At 67.3% G+C, this 22261-nt stretch carries 17 protein-coding genes; 3 read left to right on the top strand and 14 right to left on the bottom strand.

All coding sequences use genetic code 11. The annotated features are described in order from the left end of the window. Window positions 1–77: 77 nt before the first annotated feature. From LLH23_22685 to LLH23_22620, 14 genes are all read right to left on the bottom strand, one after another. Entirely contained in the window at window positions 78–2372 is a 2295-nt protein-coding gene (locus LLH23_22685) for a sodium-translocating pyrophosphatase (GenBank protein ID MCE5241282.1), read from the bottom strand. Window positions 2373–2572: 200 nt separating this feature from the next. Continuing rightward, the gene (locus LLH23_22680) at window positions 2573–3355 is read right to left on the bottom strand and encodes an undecaprenyl-diphosphate phosphatase (GenBank protein ID MCE5241281.1); all 783 of its coding nucleotides are present in this window, start codon (window positions 3353–3355) and stop codon (window positions 2573–2575) included. Window positions 3356–3385: 30 nt separating this feature from the next. Further along, window positions 3386–4537 (bottom strand): UDP-N-acetylglucosamine 2-epimerase (non-hydrolyzing), encoded by a 1152-nt coding sequence (gene wecB, locus LLH23_22675; GenBank protein ID MCE5241280.1) that lies wholly within the window; start codon window positions 4535–4537, stop codon window positions 3386–3388. Continuing rightward, a complete protein-coding gene (locus LLH23_22670; GenBank protein MCE5241279.1) occupies window positions 4537–5490 on the bottom strand; it encodes an undecaprenyl/decaprenyl-phosphate alpha-N-acetylglucosaminyl 1-phosphate transferase in 954 nt (317 codons plus the stop codon). The genes wecB and LLH23_22670 overlap by 1 nt, the downstream gene beginning before the upstream one ends. Beyond that, entirely contained in the window at window positions 5487–6011 is a 525-nt protein-coding gene (locus LLH23_22665) for a cytidine/deoxycytidylate deaminase family protein (protein ID MCE5241278.1), read from the bottom strand. The genes LLH23_22670 and LLH23_22665 overlap by 4 nt, the downstream gene beginning before the upstream one ends. Before the next feature lie 46 nt (window positions 6012–6057). Beyond that, window positions 6058–6501 carry a ribose 5-phosphate isomerase B gene (gene rpiB, locus LLH23_22660; protein ID MCE5241277.1) on the bottom strand — a complete coding sequence of 148 codons (444 nt, stop codon included), beginning with the start codon at window positions 6499–6501 and terminating at the stop codon, window positions 6058–6060. 126 nt (window positions 6502–6627) lie between these two features. Beyond that, window positions 6628–8349 carry a GAF domain-containing protein gene (locus tag LLH23_22655; GenBank protein ID MCE5241276.1) on the bottom strand — a complete coding sequence of 574 codons (1722 nt, stop codon included), beginning with the start codon at window positions 8347–8349 and terminating at the stop codon, window positions 6628–6630. Between the two features lie 205 nt (window positions 8350–8554). Then, window positions 8555–8980: a S1 RNA-binding domain-containing protein gene (locus tag LLH23_22650; protein MCE5241275.1), complete on the bottom strand. Its 426-nt coding sequence runs from the start codon at window positions 8978–8980 to the stop codon at window positions 8555–8557. Between the two features lie 188 nt (window positions 8981–9168). Then, window positions 9169–9906, bottom strand: coding sequence for an SIS domain-containing protein (locus LLH23_22645; protein MCE5241274.1), 738 nt, complete (start codon window positions 9904–9906; stop codon window positions 9169–9171). 117 nt (window positions 9907–10023) lie between these two features. Further along, complete coding sequence (locus tag LLH23_22640) at window positions 10024–10764, bottom strand: sugar isomerase domain-containing protein (protein ID MCE5241273.1); 741 nt, start codon at window positions 10762–10764, stop codon at window positions 10024–10026. Between the two features lie 119 nt (window positions 10765–10883). Further along, window positions 10884–11840 (bottom strand): hypothetical protein, encoded by a 957-nt coding sequence (locus LLH23_22635; GenBank protein ID MCE5241272.1) that lies wholly within the window; start codon window positions 11838–11840, stop codon window positions 10884–10886. A 33-nt stretch (window positions 11841–11873) separates the two neighbouring features. After that, on the bottom strand, window positions 11874–14852 hold the full coding sequence (locus LLH23_22630) for a glycoside hydrolase family 99-like domain-containing protein (protein MCE5241271.1): 2979 nt from the start codon (window positions 14850–14852) through the stop codon (window positions 11874–11876). 454 nt (window positions 14853–15306) lie between these two features. Continuing rightward, a complete protein-coding gene (locus tag LLH23_22625) occupies window positions 15307–16608 on the bottom strand; it encodes an aminotransferase class III-fold pyridoxal phosphate-dependent enzyme (protein ID MCE5241270.1) in 1302 nt (433 codons plus the stop codon). A 124-nt stretch (window positions 16609–16732) separates the two neighbouring features. Next, window positions 16733–16936 carry a hypothetical protein gene (locus LLH23_22620; GenBank protein MCE5241269.1) on the bottom strand — a complete coding sequence of 68 codons (204 nt, stop codon included), beginning with the start codon at window positions 16934–16936 and terminating at the stop codon, window positions 16733–16735. 249 nt (window positions 16937–17185) lie between these two features. Between LLH23_22620 and LLH23_22615 the strand changes: the two genes are divergently transcribed. From LLH23_22615 to LLH23_22605, 3 genes are all read left to right on the top strand, one after another. Continuing rightward, entirely contained in the window at window positions 17186–19666 is a 2481-nt protein-coding gene (locus LLH23_22615; protein ID MCE5241268.1) for a polysaccharide biosynthesis tyrosine autokinase, read from the top strand. A 128-nt stretch (window positions 19667–19794) separates the two neighbouring features. Continuing rightward, the gene (locus tag LLH23_22610) at window positions 19795–21420 is read left to right on the top strand and encodes a restriction endonuclease (protein MCE5241267.1); all 1626 of its coding nucleotides are present in this window, start codon (window positions 19795–19797) and stop codon (window positions 21418–21420) included. A 227-nt stretch (window positions 21421–21647) separates the two neighbouring features. Beyond that, on the top strand, window positions 21648–22136 hold the full coding sequence (locus tag LLH23_22605) for a transposase (GenBank protein MCE5241266.1): 489 nt from the start codon (window positions 21648–21650) through the stop codon (window positions 22134–22136). The last annotated feature ends 125 nt before the right edge of the window (window positions 22137–22261 follow it).

Below are 22261 nucleotides of genomic sequence, written 5' to 3'. Positions count from 1 at the left end.
TCACGATGGGCGCCACAAACAACAGGGGCGGCCGATCTCTCGGCCGCCCCTGGTCTCGTCTGTGCTACGCGACGGGATTACGCCACGTCGCTCTTGCCCTCGGCGTCGGCGAGGCGCTGCTGTACGGCCAGCGACTCGGCGCTCTCCTTCTTCGACATCATCAGCGCGATCGCCACGATGATGGCCAGCACGACACCGGCAATGGCCAGACCAGGCGTGGGGTTCACGTTCTTGATGCCGGAGGAGTACTTGACGATGACCGGCGCAACCAGCAGACCCACCATGTTCATGACCTTGATGAGCGGGTTGAGGGCCGGACCGGCGGTGTCCTTGAAGGGGTCGCCGACGGTGTCGCCGACGACAGCGGCCTTGTGGGCCTCAGAGCCCTTACCGCCATACAGGCCGTCCTCGATGGACTTCTTGGCATTGTCCCAGGCGCCGCCCGCGTTGCACATGAGCACCGCCATGAGCTGCCCGGTGACGATGATGCCGGCCAGGAAGCCACCCAGGCCTTCCCAGCCGAGCCAGCAACCGACGATGATCGGGGCCAGGACGGACAGGATCCCCGGAGCGATCAGCTCGCGGATGGCCGAGCCGGTGCAGATGTCCACGACCTTGCCGGACTCGGGCATGACGCCCTCTTTGCCTTCCATCAGGCCGGGGATCTCGTGGAACTGCCGGCGCACTTCGTTGATGATGTAGAAGGCGGCGCGGCTGACGGCACGGATCGTCATGGCGGAGAACAGGAACGGCATGGCGCCGCCGATGAGCAGGCCGATGAACACGGCCGGCTTGTCCACCTGGATCCAGTACTCGCGCAGGGCCGCTTCGCTGATGCCCTCACCGGCGTGGCCGCCCGCGATGCCCGCGGCGACCTTCGACAGGTACGAGCCGTACAGCGAGATGGCCGCGATGACGGCGGAGGCGATGGCAATGCCCTTGGTGGCCGCCTTGGTGGTGTTGCCGACGGCGTCCAGGATCTCCACGTTGGGGCCGCCCTCGGCGCCGGACATCTCGGTGATGCCCTGGGCGTTGTCGGCGACCGGGCCGTAGGTGTCCATCGAGATGATGACACCGGTGGTGGTCAGCATCCCCAGACCGCACAGCGACACGCCGTAGAGGATCTCAATGGCGCTGGCTTCACGGCCGAAGACGAGGATCGAGAAGAAGACCGCCGCACAGATCACGAGCACGGCGTACACGGAGCTCTCCAGACCCTCGGCGAAGCCGGTCAGGATCGTGGTCGCGCTACCCGTCTGTGCGGACCGGGCGACGGACTTGACGGGACCGAACTGCGTGGACGTGAAGTACTCGGTGAGCTTGTACATGGCCAGGGCCAGTACCAGACCGGAGATCGTGGCCAGGAACAGCTTGGTCCAGTTCTCGGGGTCGTTGGCGCCCACATAGAACTTCGCGATGATGAAGAAGCCGATGGCCGAGAGGATGGCCGACCAGACGAAGCCGCGAGTGATCGGCTTCATCGGGTGCTCATCATCGGTGCGGGACTTGACCATCGAGATGCCGATCATCGAGGTGATGACACCGATGCCACGGATGAGCAGCGGGAAGATGATCCAGGTGAGGGCCACCTTCTTGTCGGTGTGGGCCAGCGCCAGGATCATGCTGGCCACCAGTGTGACCTCATAGGACTCGAAGATGTCGGCAGCCATCCCGGCGCAGTCACCGACGTTGTCGCCGACCTGGTCGGCGATGACGGCAGCGTTGCGCGGGTCGTCCTCGGGAATGCCCGCCTCGACCTTGCCCACCAGGTCCGCGCCCACGTCAGCGGCCTTGGTGTAGATGCCGCCACCGACCCGCATGAACAGGGCCAGCAGGCTGCCGCCGAAGCCGAAGCCCAGCAAGACTTCCGTCGCGGCTTCCTTGTAATACCAGAAGATGAGGACTGCACCCACGAGACCCATCGTCACGGTGAACATCCCCGCGACCGCGCCCGAGCGGAAAGCCACCCGCATCGAGTCGGCGAGGCTCGTGCGCGCCGCCGCGGCGCAGCGCACATTGCCCTGCACCGCCAGCGTCATCCCCATGTAGCCGGTGAAACCGGAGGCGAAGCAGCCCAGCACGAAGGCAATGGCACGCCCGATGGCGATGCTCCAGTTGCCCCACGCGCTCAGCAGCAGCGCGAAGAACAGCAGGACGATCACGAGGGCAATCGTCCTGAACTGCCGATTCAGGTAGGCGTAAGCGCCCTCCTGGATCTGTGCGGCGATCTGCCGCATCTTGTCCGTCCCCTGGTCCATGCCGAGGGTCTGTTTGCGCAAGTACAGCGCGTAGATCAGACCGATCAGGCCGCAGACCAGGACCGCATAGATCGAGAAGTTCTCGAACGATCCGAACGGCAACGTCGTTGGCATGTTCTACCTCCCTGGCGGAACGATCAAACCCCGGCGGACACCCGCCGGGTCCATCATGGGCCGGATGACAGTCGCAACCCAGATATCCTGTAGCACAGCCCGCGCTGTCCCCCGATGGGTCCAGCGCAGGCGAAAGGGACTTCTTCGCGCCTACGGCTCCGCTAACCTGCCCGCCACGCAACAATCCAGGAAAACGTTCTTCAGGCGCCGCGGACGAACACCCAGACCAGCACCGCCGCGGCGACTACGAGCCGGTAGATCACAAACGGCATGAAACTATGGCGCTGCAGGAAGCGCAGCAGCCAGTGAATGCAGGCGAACCCGGTGACCGCCGCGGCCAGCCACCCGATGCCGAAGACCAGGCCGTCCACCGGCGCCTCGCCCGACACGACATGCCGAGCGCTCCACAGCGTGGCGCCCAGCAGGATCGGCGTCGCCAGCAGGAATGAGAACCGCGCCGCCGCTTCGCGCGTCAGGCCGCGGAACAGGCCCGTCGTCATGGTGATGCCGGCCCGCGACACGCCCGGCATGATCGCCAGGGCCTGCAACATACCAACCCACAGCGTGTCCGCCCAGCCCATCTGCTCGAGCGGACGCTCTCGCCGGCCCCATCGCTCCCCCGCCGCCAGTACGAGCCCCATGGCCGCCAGCAACGCCGCGATCTGGAGCGGGTCGCGGAAGATCGTAGCCGCCTTGTCCTCCAGCACGGCGCCGGCGACTGCGCCGGGCAGGCAGCCCACGACGACATAGGCGACCATCCGGTCGCGCCGCTGCAGGAAGCGCACCCAGTCGCGCCCGAAGTAGGCGAGAATGGCGACCAGCGTGCCAAAGTGCACGGCCACATCGAACATCAGGTCTTCGGCCGGCGTGCTGGTCCACCCGAAGGCCCAGTGAATCAGGGCCAAGTGCGCCGAGCTACTGACCGGCAGGAACTCCGTCAGGCCCTGCACGATTCCCAGAATGAGCGCGGCCAAGGGCGTCAAAACAAGCGTCTCCTGCCTGCCCTACAGCACCTACGCGGGCCAATCAAAGTCAGCGGGCCGGTCGGCGCGGCGGCCCAGGAAGTGGTCCAGAGCGTCACAGATGCGCGCGGCCGCCTGGCCGTCACCATAGGGACAGCCCACTTCGGTCATGCGCGTGTACTCGGCCGGGCTACTCAGCACCCGGTCGGCCTCGGCCACGATGACATCGGTCTCGGTGCCGACCAGCTTCGCCACGCCGGCGTCAATGCCCTCGGGCCGCTCGGTCGTGTCGCGGGTCACCAGCGCGGGCACCCCGAGCGCCGGCGCCTCCTCCTGCACACCGCCGGAGTCGGTGATGACCAGGTCGGCATGGGCCATCAGCGGCACGAAAGACAGGTAGTCCAGCGGCTCAGTCAGCACGACGCGCTCGACGCCGTCAAGCAGCTCGTGGGCAGACTTGGTGACCAGCGGGTTGGGATGCAGCGGCCAGACGACCGTGACGTCCCGGTGGCGCTCCACAATCTCCTGGAGGGCCTGACAGATGCGGCTGAAGGGCACGCCAAGGTTCTCACGACGGTGGGCCGTCACCAGGATCAGGCGCCCCTCGAGCGCCTCGATCCAGCCCAGTTGCTCGGGCAGGGCCGGGTTGCGCTCCACGACCGTGCGCAGGGCATCCACCACCGGGTTGCCGGTCACATAGACCGCTGACGGCGGGACGCCCTCCCCCAGCAGGTTGTGCCGGGCGCGCCGCGTGGCCGCGAAGTACACGTCGCTGATGACGTCCGTCAGGCGGCGGTTGATCTCCTCGGGGAAGGGCGACAGCTTGTCCTGGGTGCGCAGCCCGGCCTCGACATGGGCCACGGGGATGCGCTCGTAGAAAGCCGCCAGGGCTCCGCCGAGGACCGTGGTGGTGTCCCCCTGGACCATCACGATGTCGGGCCGCAGCCGGGCGAAGGTCTCCTGCAGGCCGGTCAGGGCGCGCGAGGTGATCTGCGCCAGCGTCTGGCCCTCCTGCATGATGTTCAGGTCCACGTCGGCAGTCATCTCGAAGACGGCAAGCATCTGGTCCAGCAGGCCACGATGCTGCGCCGTGACGATCACCTGCACCGGGCGGTTGCGGCGTTTGAGCTCCTGGTAGATCGGCGCCAGTTTGATTGCTTCGGGCCGGGTCCCAAAGACCAGGGCCACCGTCGGCTCGGACATTACGCGCCAACCCTCCAACGCCACAAGATCAGTGCGGCCAGACAGAGCATGGCTGTCATGAGATAGATGAACAGGACCGCCTGCCGCACGGTCAGCCCGCGGTCAATCAGGCGGTGATGAATGTGCCCGCGGTCCGGGGCCATGGGTGACTTGCCCGCTGCCAGGCGCCGGATGATCCCCGTCACGGTGTCGAAGATCGGCACGCCCAGCACCAGGAGCGGCACCAGCACCGCGACGGTCGTCGCCATCTTGAAGGGCCCGATGACCGCGATGCAGGCCAGCATGTAGCCCAGGAACATCGCGCCCGTGTCGCCCATGAAGATCTTGGCGGGGTTGAAGTTGTAGGGCAGGAAGCCTAGGCAGCCGCCGGCCAGTGCGCCGGCGGCCACTGCCACCACCGGGATGCCGGTGGTCCCGGCCCCGACCATGATCGTCAGGCCGGCCAGGGCCGCGACGCCCGCTACCAGGCCGTCCAGGCCATCCAGCCAGTTCATGGCATTGGTGATGGCCATGACCCAGATGATGGTCAGCGGCGCCGACCACCACCCCAGCGAGATGTAATGATAGGTGCCCAGGGCGCTCAGCGGGTTGGTCACCCCGTGGACAGCCACGCCGCCGTAGAAGGCGATGGCGGCCACCACAAACTGCCCGACCAGCCGCAACCAGGGCGACAGGTTCTTGATGTCGTCGGCCAGACACATCACCAGCAGCAGTGCCGAACCGATGAGCATGCCCAGATAAGGCGCCTGCAGCGGCCAGTTGAAGACCAGCAACGCAACCCATACGCCGGCGTAGATCGCCAGGCCCCCCGCCTGGGCAGTCGGCTTCTGGTGGATCCGCCGCCCCCCCGGTTGCGCCACGGCCCCGATCCTGAAGGCCAGGCTACGCACCGGCAAGGTCAGCGCCAGTGCCACCACCGCCGCGATCAGCAACGCCAGCAACGCGTGACTCACGAGCCGGTCCGCTCCCCCGGGGCCTGCCAGTGCACCAGCGCCACGCCCGCTTCGGTCAGCATCTCGTGCGCCAACTCATCGGGGTAAGGGTCCCGGTAGACGATTCGCCGCACATTGGCGTTGATGAGCATCTTGGCACACGTGACGCACGGCAGGCCAATGGTATAGCAGGTGACGTCGCCCTGCAGCGCCACGCCATGGACGGCGGCCTGCAAGATGGCGTTCTGCTCGGCGTGGCAGGCGCGGCAGATCTCATGGCGCTGCCCCCGCGGAATGCCCATGCGCGCCCGCAGGCAACCACCGAGGTCCTCGCAGTGCGCCAGGCCCTGGGGCGGCCCGTTGTACCCGGTGGTCAGGATGCGCCGGTCGCGCACCAGCACACAACCCACCTGCCGCGAGAGACAGGTCGAGCGTTTGGCCACCACGTGCGCGATCTCCATGAAGTAGTCATCCCAGGAGGGGCGCTCCGTCTGCTGCAGCACGTCGTGGCGCGGCCGGTTCGCTGGTGGGTGTTCGCTCATGGTGGGGAATCCGTCGGTCTTCTGCGGCGCTGTTGGGAACGGGTGTCTAGCGGCCCTCGAGCGCCCGGATCTGTGCACGCCGCCGCGCGTGGCGCTCTTCGGGGGAGGGCTCGGTCGTCAGGAACGTCCGCACGGCCTCCTTGGCCAACTCCGGGCCGGTCGTGCGGGCCCCGACACACAGAATGTTCGCGCCATTGTGCAGCCGTGCCATGCGCGCGCTGTAGCATTCCTCCGCGCGCGCGGCGTACGCGCCCGGCACCTTGTTCGCCGCGATGCTCATGCCGATGCCGGTGCCGCAGATGAGCACGCCCAGATCGGCCTCGCCGCCGGCCACTGCCCGCGCCACGCCCGCCGCGAAGTCCACGTAGTCTACCGGGTCTTCGCTGCAGGTGCCCACGTCAAGCGTTTCGTGGCCCAGTGCCTCGATGACGCCCCGGATCCCGGGCTTGAGCACGAAGCCACCGTGATCGCAACCGATGGCGATTCTCATCTGTGTGACCGTCCCTGGGAGCGCAAAACGGAACAACAGAAGAACCAGTCCGGGAGTGCCGGCGAAGGTGCCCGCCTCGTCCCTGCCGTTCTTCTGTCTCCCTGTGCTTGTGCGCTTCGGTCTCGTCTAGCCGCCGCCGATGGCGTTGGCTGCCTTCTCATCCACTTTCGGTTGTTTGGGCAGTCGTACGCTGAAGGTCGAGCCCTTGCCGACGTCGGACCGTGCTAGCCACACGTCGCCGCCGTGGGCCTGAGCCAGGTGCTTGACCAGGTACAGGCCGATGCCCGTGCCCTTGACGGCCTTGTGGTCCACGTCGTCGTCCACCATGTGGAAGCGTTGGAAGATCTTGTCGCGGTGGTGCTCGGGCACCCCCAGACCTTCGTCGCTGATGTCTATGCGCACCGTGGTCCCCTCGTCCTCAGCGGCCACAACCACGTTGCCGCCGTCGGGCGAATACTTGACCGCGTTGCCCACGAGATTGTCCAGGATCTGGGTGACCTTGTCCGAGTCAGCGGTGATGTGGGGGAAGTCTTCCGGAATGGTCGTGAAGACCTTGTGCCGGTCTGTGTAGGTCTGCTGGGACCTGGTGACCTGGGTCGCCAACTCGTTCAGGCTCACTTCGGACAGGATGATGTCAATGCCCCGCCCGGACTCGATCCGCGAGATGTTGAGCAGATCGGTGATCAGACGGGTCAGGCGGTCGCACTCCGTGTCAATGATGTTGTAGAACTCCATCCGCGTCTCATCGTCGTAGATGCCGTCGGTGTCGTCAATGAGGGTCGCGATGAAGCCCTTGATGGAGGTCAACGGGGTGCGCAGCTCGTGGGAAACGGTGGAGACGAACGCGGTCTTCATGCGCTCGACTTGCCGGATCTCGGTGATGTCGTTGAAGATGGCCACCACGCTGTGGGTGTCGCCGTTCTCATCGCCCATCATCGACGTCTCGGCCTGGTAGATGTGGCGCCCGCCATCCAGCCCGATCTCGCGGGTCAGTTCCTTGTTACCCCGGAACGTCTCCTGGAACAGCTCCAGGACCGCCTTCTCGGTGACGACGTCCTTGATGTTCTGGCCGGCGTAGGTGCCGTTGTGCAGGCTCAGCATGCTGCACGCGGCCGGGTTGATGAGGCGCACCACCCCACGGGGACTCACCACGATGACACCGGAGTGGATGCTCTCGAAGGTGTCCTCGAGTTCCTGCTTCTTCTCCGTCAGCTCGATGTAGAGTTGAGCGTTGGAGATGACGGCTGCGGCCTGGTCGGCCAGCATCTCCAGCAGGCGCACATCGTCGTCGTTGAAATCCTGCTCATAGCGCTTGTTGAACACATGCATGACGCCAATGACGCGCTCGTCAATGACGCGCTCTTCCTCGTCGCGCTGCTGGATCGCCAGCGGGACGGCAATGCCGTTGCGCACGCGCAGCAGCGAGACTCCATCCTTGTCGGTGCGGGGGTCGGACAGGGCGTCGTTGTAGACGAGGGGCTTGTTGCTGCCGAAGACGATGCCGGTCACGCCTTGGTCAGGGCGCAGAGAGAGACGGGTTGCCTGGTCCTCGGTGATCCCGAGAGCGGGCTGGAGCACTCCCAACTCGCCAATCTCGGCATTGTAGAGCATGAGCACGACTTTCTCGGCCTGCACGATCATCGCGACTTTCTTGATCAGGCGCGAGAGCGTCTGGCGCAGCTCGGGCTGCGTGACGACGACGGCAGGAACCTCCGCCATGGTGGCGGCGGCGCTCAGCTCTTCCTCCAGCTTGCCGATCTTGGACTGCAGGTCCGTGACAACGAGGCGGTACCGCTCCAGCTCCTTGCGGAGCTGGTCGGCATCCTCGGGTGGCGCGACGTCGGGCATGAAGATGCTCCCTCAGACTTGCGGTAGACGGACCGCGGGCGGCAGGTGCTCTTGCCGGGGCCGGTGGCGGCTCGGGAAGCCCGCAGTGGGCTGCCGTCGGGCCGGCGCGCCACACAGCACGCCTCTCGACCAGGTCATCGCGATCGGTTGTCCGTGACCGGCGGCAGGAGGGCCTGTCGCCGGCCGGGGCCGGGCCAACTGGCCACTAGCGGCGCCCACGGCGCCGACCGTCACGATCTCGCTTCAGTTCGTTCTGCTTGCGATTGCTTTCCTTCAGGAAATCGGTCAGGCGCTCCTCAAAGGACTGGTGGCCACCCCCGGAGCGCTCACCCCGGTCGTCCCCAAAGCCGCGGCTGGGGCCGGACGGCCGCTGAGGTGCGCCCTCCAGGGGCTTGCGGGCCTCGGCCTGCTTGGCCGAAAGCTCGTACCGCCCCTCGTCGCGCTTCCCCAGCACCTTGACCTTGACCACGTCATTCTCACGGAAGAAGTCGCTGACGTCGTGCACGTACTGGTCAGCGATCTCGGAGATGTGGATCAGCCCCGACTGATTGTCCGGTAGCGAGACAATCACGCCGTATTTCAGCAGCTTCACTACGGTGCCATCAAGGACAGCCCCGGTCTCTACAGCCATTTGGCAAACCGCCTTGCGATGAGAATTCGTCGAGGAATGCTTGCAGGTACAAGGGGGGCAACCCGGAGGCTGCCCCTGCGGAGATTATAGCCTATCGCGCAGAACGGAGTCAAGCTGACCACCAGTCCCGCTGCAGGCCCCCAGACTGCCCCAGGAGCCGTCTGCGCCACCGGCTACGTCCGCCCCACTCACAGGTAGAACACGCGATCCCGGTTGCGCGCCAGCAGTGCGGCGTTCTGCTCATCCCCACCCGGCAGGTTGGCGCTGACGAACACCGGCGGCGTCTCGCCCCGGGCCACCAGACGCGCCACCACCTCACAAGTCAGCGCATTGACGATCGTGCAACCCAGTACGCTCGACAGCGGGCCGGTCTTCTGGACCAGCCCCGGCACCTCGACCGCGGCATCGCCGTACGGGGCGCACTGGTCAATCACCAGGTCGCATAGCTCGGGCAGCAGCTTGCCCGACGAATGGCGGCTGGTGGACCGGCTGGCATACTCCACCGCCACCAGGCCAATGACGGTCATCCCCCGCTCCCGCGCCGCCAGCGCCATGTCCACCACAATCGGGTTGCGCCCCGACGCCGAGGCGATGATCAGCACATCGCCAGCGCCCGCCGGGGTGGCCTCCAGGAGCTGTCGCCCGACGCCCTCCACCCGCTCGATCTGCGAGGTGAGCGTCAGCGGTCGCACCGATAGGTCCATCCCGTGTGGGTAGATGGGGTTCACCAGCATCAGGCCGCCCGTGCGGTAGATCATCTCCATCGGCAGGATGAAGCTGTGCGTCGCCCCGAAGGCGAAGAGCTTGCGGTCCGAGACAATGGCCTCCACCAGCACATCGGCCGCTTGCTCGATGACCTGAAGCTGCGTCTCTCGCAGCCGCTTCAGGCCGACCTCCACAGCATCGAAGTATGCTTGCGCTGACATGACTCGCTCCCATGGAGGGGCCGGATATCATCCGGCCCGCCGTTCCTGACGGATGCCGCGTTGGGGCTGGAGCAGCCTACAACGGGCCGGGTAATATCCGGCCCCTCCAACGGCCGCTCAGTACCCCACCTTGTTGTACTGCTCCTCAAGCTTCTTGTTGTACTCCGGCCCGCCCTCGCGGTTGGCGCTCATGTAGACCGCCGGGGTGAGGCCTTTGGCCAGCATCTGGTCAATCACCGCGCCGCAGACCATCCAGCAGATCGTGGCCTGCGATATCCCCGACAGGGGCAGCGCCGGAGCCTCCAGGCCCTCCACGTCCAGGGAACCGTCGCCGAACGGCACGCGCATGTCAACGACCAGGTCGGCGACCTCGTTGAGCAGCTTGCCGGAGGGATGGGCGGACGTGACCTGGGCCGCGTAGTCCAGCGCCACTAGGGCGATGACAGTGGCGCCGCACTGCTTGAGCGCCAGGGACAGCGCCACGGCCGACGAGGTGCGCCCCGATACCGAGCCCACCAGCACGCAGTCGCCGGGCCGCAACTCCGACGACTTCACCGCCGCCAGCATCATCTCGTCCTGCAGCACGACCTCCTCCTCGCGCGGGCGGCCCCGGTGGCAGGCGGCCACGTCCTGGGGCACGCTCCAGCTCGGGTTGAAGCCCCGCAGGCACATGAGGCCCCCGCCGCGGTGCAGCAGCTCGGGCATGGTGCCGTGGCCGATAGGGGTGATGAAGAAGGCCCCACCATTGGCCAGGCTGTCGGCGATCATCTGCCCGGCCTGCTCGATCTTGTCGAGTTGTGTCTGCTCGATCTCGTCGAGCATCTGGCGGATGCGGTTGAGGTAGCGTTGGGAAAGCATGCTCATCATCCTTCGCTATTGTAGACAGTTGGGATCGCGTGCGGGCGCTCGTGGGAGCGGTCACCGACCGCGACCCTCCGTAGGGCCGCCTGTACGAGCGGTCACCGACCGCGACGGCCCTACCCCAGCTTCGCCAGGAACGGTCTCTGCGTCTCCACGATCCGCGCCACCAGCTCGGGCGTCCAGCCAATCCCCAGGCGCTTCATCCCCAGCAGCGCCGCGCCGATGACGGGGCGGACCGGGGGGATGATCGGCTCAGCGTGCGGCGCAACGGCCAGCACTCGCTCGCACAGGCGCTCCCACCACAGGCGCGACTTCTGCGCCACGCTCCCGATGGCGATCATCGGGAAGGTCAACTCCTGCATGTGCAACTCGCCGATGACATCGAGGGCCAGGGCGGCCAGTTCGTCCGCCGCGGTGCGCAGACAGCCGACGGCCACCCGGTCTCCCGCCTCCGCCTGCTCATCCACCGTACGGGCAGCCGCGGCAATCTCCCGCCGCGACAGGCCGTCGCCGTACACCCGGTGGAAGACTGCCCGCAGGTCGGACAGCCCGTACACCTTCGGCACTTCCGTCTCCAGCGAGGTGCGACGGGCCTCGGTCCACCGCGAGGAGAACGCCGCTCGCAGGCCGTAGAGACCGATCTGGTAGGCGCTGCCGTAGTCGCCCAGGACCGGACCGACGCCCCCGAAGTGCCGCACTTCGCCGCCCGGCGTACGGCCGTAGACGAACGAACCGGTGCCCGACAGGGTCACCATGCCCCACTCGCGCTGCACGGAGGCAAAAGCGGTGTCCACTTCGTTGCACACCAGGTGCTCGACACGTCTGGCCTGGCGGGCGACGGCGTCCATGGCCGGGCCGTGCGGCGGGCCGCCGGCCACCATGACCTCGCCCACCCGGCGGTCGCCCAGGGCCTGCGTCATGGCCTGCAGGTAGGAGGTGGCGACCTCCTGGGGTGTGCTGTAGAACCCATGCACGGGTCCGCCTCGCCCCCACCCCAGCACGGTTCCGGTCTCATCGAGCAGTACGGCATCTGTCTTCGAGCCGCCGCCGTCAACGGCGAGAATGTGTCTCATCCTGTGAACCCACGAATCTGGTCATTGCGTGCCCTACTCCAACACGATGCTCTTGATCTCCACCACTGCCCCCGCCACGCTCGTCGGGTCGAACCGCAGGCTGGTGATGCACCCGCCCCAGGCCTCGTTCTGGCCGACCTCGAAGACGAGACGGTGGAACTGGCCGTCGGCGGGGGCCTGGGCATGGGCGCTGGCGTGCTCAACCGCGTGAGGGACCGTCGCATTGGTCCAGAAGACCTGCGCGCCGCTCGCCTGGCTCACCCGCATCTCTACGACCAGGCGGGAGAACCTGCTCCCCCGCAGCCGCAGTGCCGGCGATGACAGGGCTGGATCGCTCGTGGCGGCCGTGAACTTCAGCACCCCGTCGGTGACGCTGAAGTCCTTGGTGCCCATCATCCCGGGCCATTGCCGCAGGTCCGCGCCAGTCCAGGAGGACTGCTGCGAGACCTGCTGCGTCACGGCCTGCCGCGCCTCGCGGTACCAGGAGTCGTACGGCCCCAGCCCGACATCTTCGGGCGCCAGGTCGGTGTGCTTCGTCGGGGCCTGCGTGAATACCTCGCGGATCACATCCACGTAGCCAAAGCCATAGCCGCGCGTCGGCTCGATGTAGTGCCCCTCGCCGAACTCATTCCAGCAGCAGAAGATGATGGCGTTGCGGTCGGGGCCGTTGCCCGGGCGGCTGTCCATGACGGCCTTGGCCCGCCGGCACAGGTCGCGGAACTTCTCGGCGGTGTTGTCGGCCCAGTAGAAGCTCGACGAATGCCATGGCCGGGAGTCCCAGCCCATCATGGCGGCGGTGATGTCGGGCAGGGCCCCGATCTCCTGCTTGGCCTTCCAGATGGCCTCCTGCTGCACGGCGAAGCCCTCGGCCGGGGCGTACGACAGGTCACCCGCGCGCACCGTGTCCTTGGGGTACGTCCAGCCGTTGCCGTAGGCCGAGGTGGCGTCCCAGCCCTCGGCCTTCATGCGCGCCAGAGACGCCTTGTCCGCCCCGCCGCAGCAGCCCACGAGATAGAGGCCCTTCAGCCCCCGCTCGCGACACTTCTGCCGCATCACGTCGAACGTCTCGCGCACCTTGTCGCTGCCCCCCAGGTGCTTGGTGACATTCCCCGGCACCCAGATGTACAGCACCGGCTTGCCGTCAATCTTGACGTACTGGGGATGGGTGAAGTAGTGGTCGAGCCAGTACGGGAAGAGGTTGTTCAGCAGGTCATCGGCGTTCTTGACCCCCGCACCACAGCCGTTTTCCCACATGATCCCATAGTGGATCATGCTCAGATAGCGGGCGTGGAGCAGCCCGTCGTTGAGCGCGTGGCCGATGTGCTCCTGGATCTGGGGTTCGAGGTTGGCGCGATACCAGCAGTAGATGACGGCGGATATGCCGTGCTCCAGCCAATACTTGATGTGCCAGTCCGCCACTTCGGGTGTGCCCTCGTTGTACCAACCCAGCACGGGCTTGCGGTTGGGCCACGGCTCGATCATCTTCCACCCGTAGTGCGTTCCCTGCTTCCACAGCGGGCAGTAGTGGGTCCAGAGCTGGTACGGCCCGGTGTCCACGGGCTTGGGCACGGGCGCGTAGCTCGCCTTGGGCAGCTTCAGCGCCGGCAGGAAGGCGATGGCGTTCGTCAGCGCCGCCCGGTTCGTCTGCGCCCCGGCGGCGGCGACGGTGAAGCCCATGCTGCCGGCCTGCTTGGCTCGCACGGGCCAGACCAACTCCCGTTCTTGCAGGTACGCCAGCTTCGGCACAACCTGCGTGGCCGGGGCGAGCAGTTCCACGCCCTTGGGCGCCTGCAGCGTCACCTTAATCCCCTCGGCCGGTCCGCCGTTGTTGCTGAGCTTGACGGCCACCTTCTCGGTGCGGCCCGTGCGGGGCAGCGTGGCGTCGGCCGTCAGGCCCTGCAGGCCCAGCTCGCCCTCCCCCTCGGGCTCGGCGGTGGCGCGGATGTACCGCACCGTCGCCGTGGCCCCCACCTGCTCGGATGGAACTAGCCCCAGCAGCATGAGCTTCCCGCCCCAGCCGGCCCGCTCCCAGGGCTCCAGCAGGTACGTGTGGGGCTGCCCGTCGCCCTGGATGGCGAACGGGGCGCGCCCCGCGCCCTGGCTCGTCACGAAGATGAGCGTAGCCGTGCTGCCCTTGTCCACCGCCATCCGCACGGTCAGGTAGTCCAGCTTGCTGACATCCACGTCGAGGTTGTCGTGCATGATCCCGGCAAAGGGGCTGGCGCAGGTGACCGCCAGGCCGTCCGCGCCGGGCTTGACCGTCGCGCCCTCACGGGCCTGCCAGCCTGCCGGGCCCTGGGTGAAGTCGAAGCGGCCCTGGGTCGTCTGCGGGGACAGGGGCTTGCCGTCGGCGCCGTAGGCAGCCTTGATGATCTCCGCGGTGCTCAGGGCCCGGCTGTAGACCTTCGCGTACTCCAGGTCGCCCACCAGCCCCCGGCCGAAGCCGGAGTTCGAGCAGATCAGGAGCGGGTTGCTGGTGGCGGGGGGCGGATCGCCCTGGCGCGATCGCGTGTAGGGCAGGCCATTGACCCACAGCGTGAGTTGCATCCCGTCCCACACCGCCGCGAGGTGGTACCACTCGCTCAGGGCAGGCTTGAAGGCGCTGGCCCGGGGCTCCCACCCCGTCCCCAGGTTCACGAACCACGAGAGCTGCTGGCTCTCCACCGGCCAGTCCACGCGCAGCAGGTACTCGTTGTCCTTGAAGGCTAGCAACCGCCCGTCGGCGAGGTCGGCGATCCGCACGCGCATCTCGATGGTGAAGCCCCGCCGCAGGCACAGATCGGGCGCGGAGGGCACTTCCAGGCGCGTGTTGCCATCCATGTGCAGAAAGCGCTTCTGCCCCTCAGTGGCGATCTGCCCGCCGGTGAGGGTAGCGGCATGGCCCCTGCCGGACAGATCGGCGACCTGCGGCCCGGCGCCGTCAAAGCGCCAGTGCCCGACGAGGCCGCTCTCGGCGGCGAAGGCGATGGTGGTAGTGACCGGCAGGAGGAGCAAGACAAGCATTCGCTGCATGATGGACCTCCACGATGGTCAGGGCCTAGGGCCGAGCGTCCTGCGGACGCGGAACGGCACGACCGTGAGAAGAAGGGGGGCCGCACGGTCACGGGCGCTGAAGCGCCCGGCTGAGGTGCGGCGCTTCGCGCCGCCAAGCGTCCTGCGGACGCTCACGGCAAGCCCGAACGGCACTTGTTCGCCCGAAGGATGACCGGACACTTCGCACAGCCAGGGCCGTCCGTCCGAAGGACGACTGGCACTTCACAGGGCCGGGGCCGTTCGTCCGAAGGACGATTGGCACTTCACAGGGCCGGGGCCGTTCGTCCGAAGGACGATTGGCGCTCCGCAGGAGCGCACCCCAGCCGGGGACTTCAGTCCCCGGTCGCCGGCCCGCCCCCCCATCCTCCCTCCGGCGGCGCCGTTGCCGTCACCGTCCGCAGGACGGTCGGCCGCAGGCCCACCTGCCCGCCGCTCAGAACCTCCGGAAGCTCTGCTGCACCTCACCTGTCTGCAAGTACTTCGCGACGTCGCCCCCGTCCACGGCTTCGCGGATGACGGCCAGAGACTCGTCCAGCGCCGCCAGCGTCGCCGCCACGGCCGCCTCATCATGGCTGAAGGTGACGAACAGCAGCCCACCGCGCCGAATCAGGACGCCGCGCTTGGCCATCTCCTGCAGCAGCAGCGTCCAGCAGTCGTTGTTGAGCGCGGCGTCGTCATAGGCGAACCGCTGGGCGCTCATCATGACCGGCCCGGAGGCGCTGAAGGGCACGCCGTGCTTGGCGCCCAGGGCGTTGAAGCCATCCACGAGCGCCTGCCCCGTGGCCCGGATGGTCTCGTGCACGGGCTTGGCCCGGTATTCCTTCATGCAGGCTACGGCGGCCGCCAGCGACAGCGCCTCGCCGCCGTAGGTGATGCTGATGAGCAGGTCCTTGGCGAGCTGCATGACCTCCTTCTTCCCACACACCGCCGCCAGGGGCATGCCGTTGGCGATGCCCTTGGCGAAGCACGCCAGGTCGGGCGTCACGCCGTAGTACTCCTGCGCCCCGCCGGGGGCCATGCGGAAGCCGGAGACGATCTCATCGTACACGAGCAGCACGCCGTACTTGTCGCACAGCGCGCGGCGCCCCTGCACGACTTCACGCGGCGCTTCGCTGCCGCCGGCCTCATCCACAAACACCGCCGCCACCTTGTTGCCGTAGCGCTTCAGCAAGTCTTCCAGGACGTTGAGGTCATCGCGCGGGAAGCTCTTGACCATGCTGCGGAGGCATTCGGGGATGCCGCGGCCGATGGGCGGCTCATGCGCCGCCGACCACGTGTCGGCCCAGCCGCGGTAGCCGCTGTTGAGGATCATCTCTCGGCCGGTGTAGGCGCGGACGATGCGCGCGGCGGCGCTGGTGACCTCAGAGCCGCCCTTCAGGTACCGCACCATCTCGCAGCAGGGCACCATCTCGCACAGCAGTTCGGCACACTCGACCTCCAGCGGCGTCAGGAGGCCCCACACGATGCCCTTGCTCAGTTGCTCGCGGATGGCTTCATCCACGGCCGGATAGCAGTACCCCAGGGTGATCGGCCCCAGGCCCAGCACGTAGTCTATGTACTCATTGCCATCCACATCCCAGACGCGGCAGCCCTGCGACCGGTCGGCGTAGACGGGGTATGCCCCTGGCGCGTAGGCGCTGGGGCGCTTGGAGTTCGTCTGCGTGCCCCCCGCGATCAGCGCCTCGGCGCGCGACCAGGTCTCCAGGGAACGGCTCAAGTTCAGTGCCTTCGGCATCTGCGGTCCTCCGTGGCGAAGCTTGCCGGGCTAGCGGTTCGACCCGCACCGGGCGTTTCCTTCCCGTGCCAACGCAAACGCCCGGCACCTTTGAGGCGCCGGGCGCGCAGGACGTGCTCCGGGGTCAGACAACCGGGGGAGGAGGCGGGCCGCCATCGTCGCTGCCGCCGCCGCCATCGTCTCCGCCGCCGTCGTCTCCGCCGCCACTACCACCACCGTCGTCACCGCCATCGTCGCTGCCGTCGTCTGAGTTGCTGCCGGCGCACGAGCCGAGGAGCAACATGACCAACACGAGCACCATGGCAAGCGCCAGGATCCGCCAGCACATACCGCACCTCCGAGACGAGGCTGATAGCGCAATTGTACTGCGGCGCCCCGCCCCTGGCAAGCTCAGTGCCACCATTGCCCGTCCCTGGGCTCCAGGTGACACGAAGCGGAAAACACTGGTGCGGACGTTGACACTTGCCTCCAAACCACTCTATAATTCACACTATTCGCCATGGCTGTGGTCGCGGCACTTTCGCCTCATCCGTGTCGGGTTTTTGGGCGCATCCGATACGACTCGCAGAATTAGATCATGGAAACAGTCCTCAGGCGTTTCGATGCCCGCGACTACCTGCGCATCCTAACCAAGCGCAAGTGGTTCGTCATCATGGTCGCCCTGGCGGCCATGGTCATTGGCGGCCTCTATACCGTCTCCTACCCCAAGACCTACAAAGCCTCTGCCGTCGTCATCATCCGCCGCCAGGGCCAGCCGATCATCTGGGTCGGCGACCCCAACGTGCAGGGCCCCCAGCGCGAGGACCTCGCCCTTCAGACCCAGGCCCGCATCGCCGCCAGCATTGACTGCGCCGACGCCGCCGCCAAAGAGCTGGCCAACCGCACCGCCGGCGACGACATCCACGTGAGCGGGCAGGAAATCGCCGCCAGCATCAACGCCTCCCCCAACGAGCCCGACTTGCTGCGCATCGAGGCGGTTCACCGCGACAACCGGTACGCCATCGAGTTCGCCAACGAGGTCGCCAAGGCATTCGTGCGCAAGAGCCTGCAGTTGCGCCAGGTGGAGTCCACCGCCGCCAAGCAGTTCCTGGACGAGGCCATGCGGCGGGCGCGCGATATGTTGGACGAAGCCCAAGGCGCGGCGGCCGCCTACCAGGAGCAGATCGGGATCGTCATGCCGGAGGACGAGCCCCGGGGCGCCGTGGAGCAACTCCGCACGTACGAGGCCCAACTCGAGGAAGCGCAGACCTCACTGGCGGCGGTCCAGTCGGATATCGCCGTGCTCCAGGGGCAGCTAGCCCACACGCCCGGCTTCCGCACGGTCAAGCACGAAGCCCCCAACCCCGAACGCCAGGGCAAGCTGGAGCAACTGCAGCAGGCGCAGATGCAGCTCGTGCAGCTCCGCGCCCGCTATACCGACAACTGGCCGGCGGTGCAGCAGCTCAAGGACCAGATCGAGGCGCTACAGGCAGAGATCGCTCGCCTGCCGGAGACCATTACCCAGACCAGCGTTGAGCCCGAGACCGAGCAGGCGAACCTGCGGCATGAGCTGGTCTCCGCCCAGCGCCAGTTGGCGACAGGACAGGCGCGCGTCCGCAACCTGACGGCCACGGTCGCTCGCCTGAAGGCCCAGAAGCACATGATGCCCGCTAAGCTGGCACACCTGCGCCGCCTGCTCGACCGGGTGGAGCTGGCCAAGATCAGCTACCAGAACGTGCAGGCCCAACTGGAGAACGCGCGGCTCAACGAGGCCATGAAGCAGGCCGACGCCGAGGTGATTGACCACGCCGCGGTGGCCGCGGAAGTCAGCCCGAAGCTCGGCCGCATGTTGATCTTCTCACTGATGCTCGGCCTGGCCGCCGGGGTCGCTCTGGCGCTGTTCCTGGAGGCCCTCGACGACACGCTGCACAGCCCCGAGGACATCGCGGCCTACACCGAGGTCACCTTCCTGGGCATGGTGCCGCTGCTGGAAGACCCCAGCCAGGGCCTGATCACCGTCGTGTCGCCCAAGAGCCCACCGGCCGAGGCCTACCGTACGCTGCGCTCCAACATCCACTTTGCGCAGGTGGACCATCCGGCCCGTACCTTCCTGGTGACCAGCGCCGGGGCCGGTGAGGGTAAGACCATGACTACCGCCAACCTGGCGGCGGTCTTCGCGCAGGCGGGGCAGGAGGTGCTGCTGATTGACACCGACTTGCGGCGTCCCAGCCTGCACCGCATCTTCAACATCTCCTCCGACCGTGGCTTGACCAACGTGCTGGTGGGTGAAGCGGTCCTGTCGGATGTCGCCTTCGAGACGGACGTGCCGGGCCTGAGCATCGTCCCGACCGGGCCGCTACCGCCCAACCCGGCCGAGTTGCTGGAGTCCGAGCAGATGACCCGCGTCATCGAGCGGTCGCAGGAACTGGCAGACGTGGTCTTCTTCGACTCGCCCCCGGCCATCGTTCTGACCGATGCGGTCATCATGGCCTCGAAGGTCGAGCGCACGATCCTCGTGGCCGAGGCGGGGCAAGTCACGCGCGACGCGTTCAACGAGATGTGCCGCCTGATCAGCAACGCCCGCGGCACGATCCTGGGCGTGGTGCTCAACAAGCTGCGCCTCAGCGCCGCCGACTACTACTACTATTACTACTACTACGACTACTCGCACTACTCGCCGCGGCGGACCACCCCGGAAGTGCCGCTCGTCGCGGCCGACGGCCAGCCGCAGGCCGGCTTCGCCCACCCGGATGCGCCGACCGTGCTCGAGGAGATCTTCGGGTACGAGAACGCGCTCCCGCCGCTGGTGCCGCAGCAGCCGAACCTCTTCCCGGCCCCCCACCCGCCGGACCAGCCGCCGCTGTTCGAGGACGACGCGTCGGCGATCCCGGAGGCATACACGCCCCCGCCGGTCACCGAGCCACTGCCGCCCGACCAACCGGGCCAGCCCTCGCTCGAGTCGCCGCCCATGCCCCAGATCCAGCAGCAGCCCGAGCAGCCCGGCGAGCAGCCGCCTGAGACCAACGGCTCCTCCCCCCTCCAGGACCTCTTCGGGCAGGACAACGGGAACCAGCAGTAGGCGGGGGGCCCCGCGCGTTGGCACTTCCTACTTCTCTGTGTCCGCCTCCCACAAACACACCCGGATGGGCCGGTGCGGGGCGGGAGGTCGGTCGCCGCGCTGTACCGAACGACTTCGGGGGTGACACCATGACGAACACGCTGTACTTCGGCGACAACCTCGACATCCTGCGGCGGTACATCAGGGACGAGACGGTGGACCTGATCTACCTCGACCCGCCGTTCAACTCCAACGCCTCCTACAATGTGCTCTTCAAGGAAGAGGACGGCACGCAGGCTGCCTCGCAGATCCAGGCCTTCGAGGACACCTGGCACTGGGCGGACGCGGCCGAGCTGTTCCACGAGACCGTGCACCAGGGCGGACCGGTCGCGGACGCGCTGATGGCCTTCCAGCGGCTCCTGGGCACCAACCCCATGCTGGCGTACCTGACGATGATGGCCCCGCGCCTGGTGGAGCTACGCCGCGTGCTCAAGCCCACCGGCAGCCTCTACCTGCACTGCGACCCCACCGCGAGCCACTACCTGAAGGTGCTGCTGGATGCGGTGTTTGGGCCAGAGCGCATGGCGAATGAGATCGTGTGGCAGCGGACGAGCGCTCACTCCAAGGTGAGACGATGCGGACCGGTACATGACACCATCTTCCTGTATACGAAGTCGGCATCTTGGACGTGGAACGACCAGTTCATGCCGTACGACCAGGACTACGTGCAGTCGTTCTACAGGCACATCGAGCCTGGGTCCGGACGTCGCTACCGCCTCTCGGATGTCACCTCCAACAACCCCGGCGGCTCGTTTCTCTGGAAGGGCAAACCGCCGCCGAGGAACCGTTACTGGGGCTATAGCGAGGAGACGATGCAACGCCTGGAGGGCGAAGGTCGCCTCGTGTACTCCAGGAACGGTGTTCCGTCCTACAAGCGCTATCTTGACGAGATGCCGGGGCGGAAGCTCCAGGACGTATGGACGGACGTCCCCCCCATATCGCCCCAGGCCGCCGAGCGCCTCGGCTACCCCACCCAGAAGCCGGAGGCCCTGCTGGAACGCATCATCAACGCCTCCTCCAACCCCGGCGAGGTCGTGCTCGACCCGTTTTGCGGCTGCGGCACCACCGTCGCCGCCGCCGAGAAGCTGGGCCGCCGCTGGATCGGCATTGACGTGACCCACCTGGCCATCACGCTGATGAAGCAGCGGCTGGGCGACGGGCCGGAGTACGACGTGATCGGCGAGCCGCAGTCGGTGGCCGACGCCGAGGCCCTGGCCCACCAGGACCGCCACCAGTTCCAGCTCTGGGCGCTGGGGCTGGTCAAGGCGCGGCCGATCGAGGTGAAGAAGGGGGCGGACAAGGGCGTGGACGGCCGCATCCCGTTCAACCAGGGGGCGGTCAAGGGCAAGGACCAGTACACCCATGCGGTCATCCAGGTGAAGAGCGGGCATGTGAACTCGGGCACGATCCGCGACTTGGTGGGCACGGTGGACCGCGAGCACGCGGCCCTGGGGGTGCTCGTCACGCTCCAGCCGCCCACGCGCGACATGCGCGACGAGGCCGCCACGGCTGGCTTCTATGTCCTGCCCTACGATGAGACGAAGAAGTACCCCCGCATCCAGATCCTGACCATCGAGGACCTGCTGGTGCACAAGCGGCAGATCGAGTGCGCGCCGCTGCACTACACCTCCCGCAGCTACGCCCAGGCCGCCCCGCTGCAGCGCCAGAGCCAGGACACGGCCCTGGACTTCGACCAGGGGGAGACAGAGGGGTAAGGCGGCGGGTGTCGCGCCGTGTGCGACGGGCCCCGCCGCCGGGGTGTCGCCAGCCATGGGGCCCGCCGCACACGTGAGACCGCAAGCGGTCTCGGCGGCGCCCACGGCCTGTTTGTCGGCTGCCTATCGCCGACCCGCCGCCGGGAGAGCCACCAGCCGTGGGGCCCGCCGCACACGACGCGGCACCCACGGCTTCACCCGTGACACTCAGCGTCTGGACTGCTGACATGAACCGCGAGGCCTTCTTGTCGTCGTTCCATCCGCACCGCCCACCCCGGGAGGCCTACGCTGGCGTGGGCACGGTCTTCTTCACCTTCTGTGTTGAGAACCGCCGTCCCGTGCTTGGGGGCGAGGTCGCCCACGAGTGCGTAGCGGTCCTGCGCAGTGTACTCCCGAGGCATGCGAGTCGAGGCGACGTCTTCTGCTTCATGCCGGACCACGCCCATGTCCTGGCTTCAGGCATGCTCGAGTCCGCCGATGTGTGGCAGGCCATCGTCGAGCTGAAGCAGATCACTGGTCGTTGGTTCTGGGAGCGGAAGCTGGGGATCCGGTGGCAACGCGGCTTCGATGCACGGATCATGAAGCCACACCAGTCACTTGACGCGGTGATTGCCTACATCCGGGGCAACCCGGTACGAAGGGGGCTGGTGCGGGACTGCCGAGACTACGCGTACTCCGGCAGCGTGCCCTGGCAGTCGTGGCGCTACCACGTCTAGGGCGGGCGGCGACCCATCATGGTAGGCGGCGGGTGTCGCGCCGTGTGCGACGGGCCCCGCCGCCGGGAGAGCCACCAGCCATGGGACCCGCCGCACACGTGAGACCGCTTGCGGTCTCGGCGGCA

It is taken from the genome of bacterium (assembly GCA_021372615.1).
GTDB lineage: Bacteria > Armatimonadota > Zipacnadia > Zipacnadales > UBA11051 > JAJFUB01.
Note: the sequence above shows the minus strand (reverse complement) of the source record. Positions and strands in the feature narration are given on the sequence as shown.